At 41.0% G+C, this 6,124-nt stretch carries 5 protein-coding genes and 1 pseudogene; 1 reads left to right on the plus strand and 5 read right to left on the minus strand.

Going from position 1 to position 6,124, the window contains the following annotated elements:
- Nucleotides 1-35 precede the first annotated feature (35 nt).
- Nucleotides 36-716: pseudogene (gene tnpC, locus AB4484_RS21260) on the plus strand (IS66 family transposase); the annotation flags it as partial.
- A gap of 193 nt (nt 717-909) precedes the next feature.
- Here tnpC and AB4484_RS21265 read toward each other — a convergent pair.
- The 5 genes from AB4484_RS21265 to AB4484_RS21285 form a co-directional block, all read right to left on the minus strand.
- Nucleotides 910-2,517, minus strand: coding sequence for a GTPase (locus AB4484_RS21265; RefSeq protein ID WP_372080279.1), 1,608 nt, complete (start codon nt 2,515-2,517; stop codon nt 910-912).
- Nucleotides 2,510-4,288: a hypothetical protein gene (locus AB4484_RS21270; protein WP_372080281.1), complete on the minus strand. Its 1,779-nt coding sequence runs from the start codon at nt 4,286-4,288 to the stop codon at nt 2,510-2,512. Before AB4484_RS21270 ends, AB4484_RS21265 begins: the two co-directional genes overlap by 8 nt.
- 10 nt (nt 4,289-4,298) lie before the next feature.
- On the minus strand, nt 4,299-4,769 hold the full coding sequence (locus AB4484_RS21275) for a hypothetical protein (RefSeq protein ID WP_372080283.1): 471 nt from the start codon (nt 4,767-4,769) through the stop codon (nt 4,299-4,301).
- A 15-nt stretch (nt 4,770-4,784) separates the two neighbouring features.
- Nucleotides 4,785-5,630 carry a GTPase gene (locus AB4484_RS21280; RefSeq protein ID WP_372080285.1) on the minus strand — a complete coding sequence of 282 codons (846 nt, stop codon included), beginning with the start codon at nt 5,628-5,630 and terminating at the stop codon, nt 4,785-4,787.
- 186 nt (nt 5,631-5,816) lie between these two features.
- The coding region (locus tag AB4484_RS21285; protein ID WP_372080287.1) for a hypothetical protein at nt 5,817-6,124 on the minus strand (308 nt) is incomplete at its 5' end.

A 6,124-nucleotide genomic window follows, 5' to 3' on the forward strand; every position in this document is an offset into this window, starting at 1 on the left:
ACAGGTTGGAGTCATGACCAAAAAAAGAAGTACCACTTGAGCTTCTCGATGGTTTTAAAGGCTACCTGCAAACCGATGGTTATGCGGGCTACAATGCTGCCTGTAAAAAATACAGTCTTATTCATGTTGGCTGTATGGATCACGCACGCCGTAAGTTCATCGAAGCGCAAGATGCACAGCCGAAAGGTAAAAAAGTAAAAGTGAGTAAAGCCGATACCGCGCTCGGTTACATCAATACACTTTACCGAATTGAGCGTAAGCTGACTGAATTAAAAGAAACTGAAGAATATACGCCAAAGCAAGTCGTAAAATACCGCTGCGAGCACAGCATCCCAGTATTAGATAAACTGAAGGTGTTTTTAGACAAGACCATTAATCGAGTACCATCAGACAGCTTAACGAGTAAAGCGGTCAGTTATATGCTAAATCAATGGTCAAAACTGGTGGCTTACTGTGATAACGGTGAGCTACGCATCAGTAACATCATGGCAGAAAATGCAATCCGCCCATTCGCTGTGGGCCGAAGAGCTTGGCTCTTTGCTGATACGCCATCAGGAGCACAAGCGAGTGCGACTTGCTATAGTTTGATTGAAACGGCGAAATTAAACGGCCTTGAACCTTACACCTATCTTCACACCCTTCTCAGTAAGCTACCATACGCAGAGACGTTGGAAGACATAGAAGCGCTTCTACCTTGGAATCTAACCAAAGCCTAACGGCTTTGGTTCTCCTCATCAATACGCCGAATAATTGGCGCTTACAAATTAAGTACGGTATATTTGTAGAATAACAGATTTAGCTGATTGATGGACTTCATAAGCTTAGGAACACTTTTTACAAAAAAACTCTCTACCCAAATGAATAGAGAGTTTTGATTAGTTAAATAGAATATCTTGCTTTATCGTTGGCTTAGCAAATAACTTTTAATGCCTCTTGGCTTCTACCAAACGCGCGTATGTCCGATTCCACACCACCGTGTTGTTGAGACAGAAGCTCTAGGTTGGTTTCTAGAGGTCTAATAATCGGTAACAAGGTATCTTCGATGCTCTCTGCAACAACTTCGTATAATCCTTCTAACAGTTCATCCGCTAGCTTATTGGCATTGGTTTTAATGGTTTCAATTCTTTGACGCTCTTGTTGCATTTGGCGTTCTGCTTCTTGTTGACCTTTGTAAAAACTATAAGCAGCACTCAATAAATCAATAGTCGGTCCAACGAATGGGACAACCTTACCTGCCATTTTTTCCATTGTCTTCTGCCCAATCCCTTTAAATAACTCAGGAGCGAAAGACTTACCTTGTTTTAGTACGAACATAATCCCTTCTCGGGCAATATCATCAATAACGAAGTCTTTGCCTTTCATACCAATGTCTGAGAAACCAGATAGTAGTGACATAATACCATCTCCATCACTCTTCTCCGCCTCAGTAGAATGACTAGAGAAGTAATCTGCCATTGAAGGTGAGTTAGCAAAAATCTTAACGAGCTCTTCTGCTTCCAGATCCAATTGCTTTAATGTTCTCGATAACTGACGTTGATAATATTCGATATTTTCCTGGTACCAAGCTTGGACATGCTCGTTAACTTCTTGGGTTCTTTCTGCAAGCACCAAGTTTAAAATTGTATCAGATAGAGCATGCTTCCCTTTGAGTGCCTTAGCTTTGACTTTATTTTCTAATACGTCTTTACGATCATTAGCCATAGCGATCCAAGCAGCGAGCCTTTCAAGTTCGCTGTTATCTACTTTCACAGCTGCTGATTCTTTGGCGGCCTCGAAAAGCTCATTCAATTCGTAACTGAGAGTTCTTGCAATTTGAACGCTATCTGTACGATTAAAAAGGCGATCGACGGCTTTCTCAAGTTTTGGCACTTGGCTAAAGGTAACCATTTGAGGCTTGTTTTCAAGCTTACCGCGCATACCGAGTTTAGCGTTAACAAGGTAATCTTCAACTCTATCCAGTTTCTCAAGCAGGAACTCATCTGTTCCGCAGTATTTGTATAAATTTTGTTTAAACTGATCTTTTATAGCTAGTAGATCGAGGTCACCCTCTTTTTGATTGGTTTTATTGTTGATGACGATGATCAGCGGCTTACCAGCTTCAAGAATCTTCTTAATTTCGATGTAAGTCTGTTCTTCATCAACGGCACCGCCGCTATTCAATACAAAAATGACTGCATCTGAACGTAAGAGCTGCTCACGGCTCACTTCTTCATGTTCAATTGGCGCATCAATTCCCGGGGTATCAAGGATCTCAACATCACCAACCTTATAGCTAGTGACAGTCGCCGTTTTTGGAACATCCGCATATTCCGCTACTTCCTGACCAACTAGCGCATTAATTAGCGTACTTTTACCTGCATTGTATACGCCGTAAACCATAACTACTGGGCAGCCATTTTCCATACGTTCTAGCAAGTTAGACGCAAACGAATCGACGATTTGTTCATCAATATATGATTTTAAAAGTGGCTTACGATCTTCAAATACAACTCTGATTTTTTCAAATTGCTCAAACATTTTTTTGCTCACTTATAAACTGTTTTAAGTTTGTTGTCTCATAGTTGATTGCGGTAAATGAGTTTTTTAAAGGAGTGAAAAGCTGATTAAGAGCAGCCGTTTCTAATTGAGTCAATTTACCGGACATTAGTGACTGCCCACGCTCATAGAGTGAAGCTTTTACCTGTTCCCTATTGTCTCCAACAATGATGTTTGCTTTGTCTTTAGCATCAACTAGCTTCGCTGCCTGCCCTCCGATCATGCTACCGGCTGTTGCGCCAATAGACATGCCAACAGGGCCGCTGGTGAAAAAGCCAATTGCACCTCCCACAACCGCACCGAGCCCTGAACCAGCAGCCTGATATTTTTTGGTGTAGTTGATTTCGATTTCTTGCTCGACGTCCTCAAAGCTAATTCCGCCCTGCGCACCAATCGCCGTGGTCAGCCCTTTTAAATTTACCAGAGCTTTTTGACAATGCTTGTCCAACACAGGATTATAGCGTTGAGTAATCAAGTCATCTATGAAGGCATTAAACTCTTGGTCTAATGCTTGAGTGTCTCTGCTTTCAGCATATTTATCAACAAGTTCATCGAGGGAAAAAGAGAATTCAAATTCTATTTCCGCTTGTACTTTTTTAGTGTCAAACTTTAGTGCCGCTTCACTTTCCTCTATCGAGTTCAAGGCCCCCGAGACCTGTTCATCAATCTTCGTAACGCTAAGTTCAGAGTCCTCAGATACCAACAGACTGTACAAAGCCTGCAAGTTTTTTTGAGGTACTTGTTTCTTTAACTCAATGCCTTCCGATTCAATAAGTGCACTCATATTGTCAAAAAAGCTTTGCATACCTGATTGCTTCATTGCTTCCGCAGAACTTCCATTGTGCTGCGCATAGTGGACTGAAACACTCAATGCCGAAGTATCAATGTCTTCACCTGGCTCCTTGCAAAGCGAGTCTAGCTCGCTCTTCAAGTATTCTTCTTGGTCTGCTCTGTTCTTATCAGATTTCATGACCAGTTCGGTAATTGGCTCGCCTTCTTCATCGAAGTCGATAATATCCTCTTCACTGCATCGCGTAATCAGAACCATGATGCGTTTTTTAGCTAAGATAAGCTTACGTAATTCTTCAAAGTCACTTCTGCGGCCAGGCTGAGCGCTATTACATGGATACACAATCAGGTCGGCGCTATCTGAATATTGCTTAGCAAGATCCCCATTAGCACCATTTATAGAGTGAAGCCCTGGTGAGTCAACCCACGTGAAGCCCGGAGTTCGAAAGCCCTGAATACAGCTTGTGGTTTCAGAAGCACCAACCGCGAAGCCTGTACTGTAGTCAACAACTTCACCAAACTCTGTATTTTGCGCTTCTTTAAAAAATTGTGGTTTAGGTAATCGTTGATCAAGTGAGTCTAGCCATTCTGGAGTTGGATCAGACTGCCCGGTTGCAATGTAATTGCCTAGCGAGCTTTTACCTGCTTTTACCTTGCCGTAAACAAACACCAACAATGAGTCCCCAAAGTCCTTTCTAAACTCTAGGTTAGTCTTATAGCTATTGACCTTGTTCTCCCACATAGCCATAAGAGCATGAATCTGTTGAAAGTTAACCTGAATAAACTTCTCTACTGGGTTGTTAGTGGCTGTATCCTTAGAAACTTTTTTTACAGTCGAAACAACGTTATGTATCTTGCTGAACAACTCTTCTTCTTGTTGTTTTGTTTGATTCTCAATGGCGTTAAGTTCAGTGGCTAAGGCTGAAGTTTTACTATAAAAACGTTGGTGGGCTTCTAAGTTCATTATTATTCTTTTATTTAGTTAAACGGTCTGTAATCTCTTGCTCTAACGAAGATAGCTCGCGAAGTAAATCATGCTCAAACTTGGTGCTATCATACTCTTTCTTCAAAGAAATAGGCGAACCTGCAACGGCTCTTAGTGACACAAATGCGGAGTCTACATCGTGTACGTTGCGTTCAGTCATTTGTTCCAATTTCATCATATTATTTATTAAAAACTTAGTATCTGTCTTGAGGTATTCCTCACGAATAATAGCGAAGTGTTTTGTACTATGCTCCGACAACTGACGGATTAATCGCTGTTTCTGCTGTCGTTTCGCCAGCTGTTTTGCTTCTTGTTCCGCTTTTTTCTGCTCTTTCTTTTTTTGAGCATCATAGTTGGATGAAGAGCTTGATGACGACGACGAAGGAGAATCATCTTCTGTTACTGCGTCATAAATCGCTTTACCAACTATTGCTACAGCAGGGACTGCTAACCACCACATAACTACCGCCTTTCCTTACAACGCTTGAATTTGTTTTAACTGTTTGCTGATGTCTTGTTTGAGCTTTTGAACCGCTGAAACGAACGTCTTTTCTCGCTCTGCGTATTGTTGTTTTTCTTTTTCGAGCAAAATTCTTCGTGCTTTGATTACATTAAGATAGCTTGCGTAGTGATTATGAAGCCTTTTCGTCCGCTTAGCTTCTAAACAAGCTGAAACCGATGTAACCGTTTCATTCAGATTTTGTCTTAGTTGTTCAACATTACTGAACTCAACAAATTTAGGTTTGTTCTCAATGATTCCACGCTTGTACAACGTATTTGAAACCAAAGAAATTGGGATATCAGGAGATAGATGTTCGCCAATTTGATGCTTTAACTCTTTGACAATGTCATCGTCAGGCTTAGCACCTTCGCAAGCGGTCACGACAAAGAGTACACTGCTCGAATCACCATGTTGCTGATATACCGCTTTCATCGCATCTAAATCGTGTTGCTGAAGAGAACCAGAGGTTAACTTGTGGACGAAAATAACAACATCCCCTTTTAATGACCCCATTTCGGCTTGTTGGGTATCATCATCATTAACATCAAGCCCTGGCGTATCAATAAAGCAGACGTTGTCCATTTCAAACGTCTTATTCACTCTTGTTTGAGGAACGTCTGCAGTCGGGAAGTATTCATTTTCGAGTTGGTTCGTCAGTGAGTTTAGTAACGAGCTTTTACCTGCATTGTATGAACCGAATACGACAATATTGACCAGTGGATCCTGTTGATTCAATAGTCCTTCCAAATAAATGACGCCTTTGCGTTCTGACTCTGGTAAATGTTTGCTTAGTAATTCAATAAGTTTTTTGTTATGCATATTAACAACTTTAAATTAGATACCTGATAGTTAACCCTTCTCTTCAGCCACCTCATCTATAGCATTTATAGCATTTATCCTTTTACTACCAAGATAACTGAGAGCTCATTATATAGAATGACGTTCAAATATAAAAGGTATACATTAGCCCGCACACGTTAGTGTATGCTCTCCATTCACCTTCAATCAACTAAATGTCACAAATACATCCGTTGGGAATGTACCGGACGAGATCTGAGCTTGCCCCTCAACGATGATATTTGCGTGTTCTTCATCATCAAGATGATAAGGCAAATGATTTTCCGATAAACGCTTATCAGCAAACCAGTAACCAAATCCTTGATCAAGCCACAACGTCACTTGCTTGCCGTTATCAAAAGATAAAACGAGCGTTCGCGAGTGAGGTAACTTATATTTCGAAGTCGTTTTAAAGCTCATATTTGCTGTCGAGCTTTCAAATGCCAAACCGACTACCTTGAAGGTAAGGAATTTCA

Origin of the sequence: Vibrio sp. 10N.261.46.A3 (assembly GCF_041472995.1) — a bacterium.
GTDB classification, from domain to species: domain Bacteria; phylum Pseudomonadota; class Gammaproteobacteria; order Enterobacterales; family Vibrionaceae; genus Vibrio; species Vibrio coralliirubri.

Bases quoted from the DNA above. Each gene is read 5' to 3' on its own strand.
- AB4484_RS21265 (WP_372080279.1), bottom strand. From the start codon at position 2,517: ATGTTTGAGCAATTTGAAAAAATCAGAGTTGTATTTGAAGATCGTAAG.
- AB4484_RS21270 (WP_372080281.1), bottom strand. From the start codon at position 4,288: ATGAACTTAGAAGCCCACCAACGTTTTTATAGTAAAACTTCAGCCTTA.
- AB4484_RS21275 (WP_372080283.1), bottom strand. From the start codon at position 4,769: ATGTGGTGGTTAGCAGTCCCTGCTGTAGCAATAGTTGGTAAAGCGATT.
- AB4484_RS21280 (WP_372080285.1), bottom strand. From the start codon at position 5,630: ATGCATAACAAAAAACTTATTGAATTACTAAGCAAACATTTACCAGAG.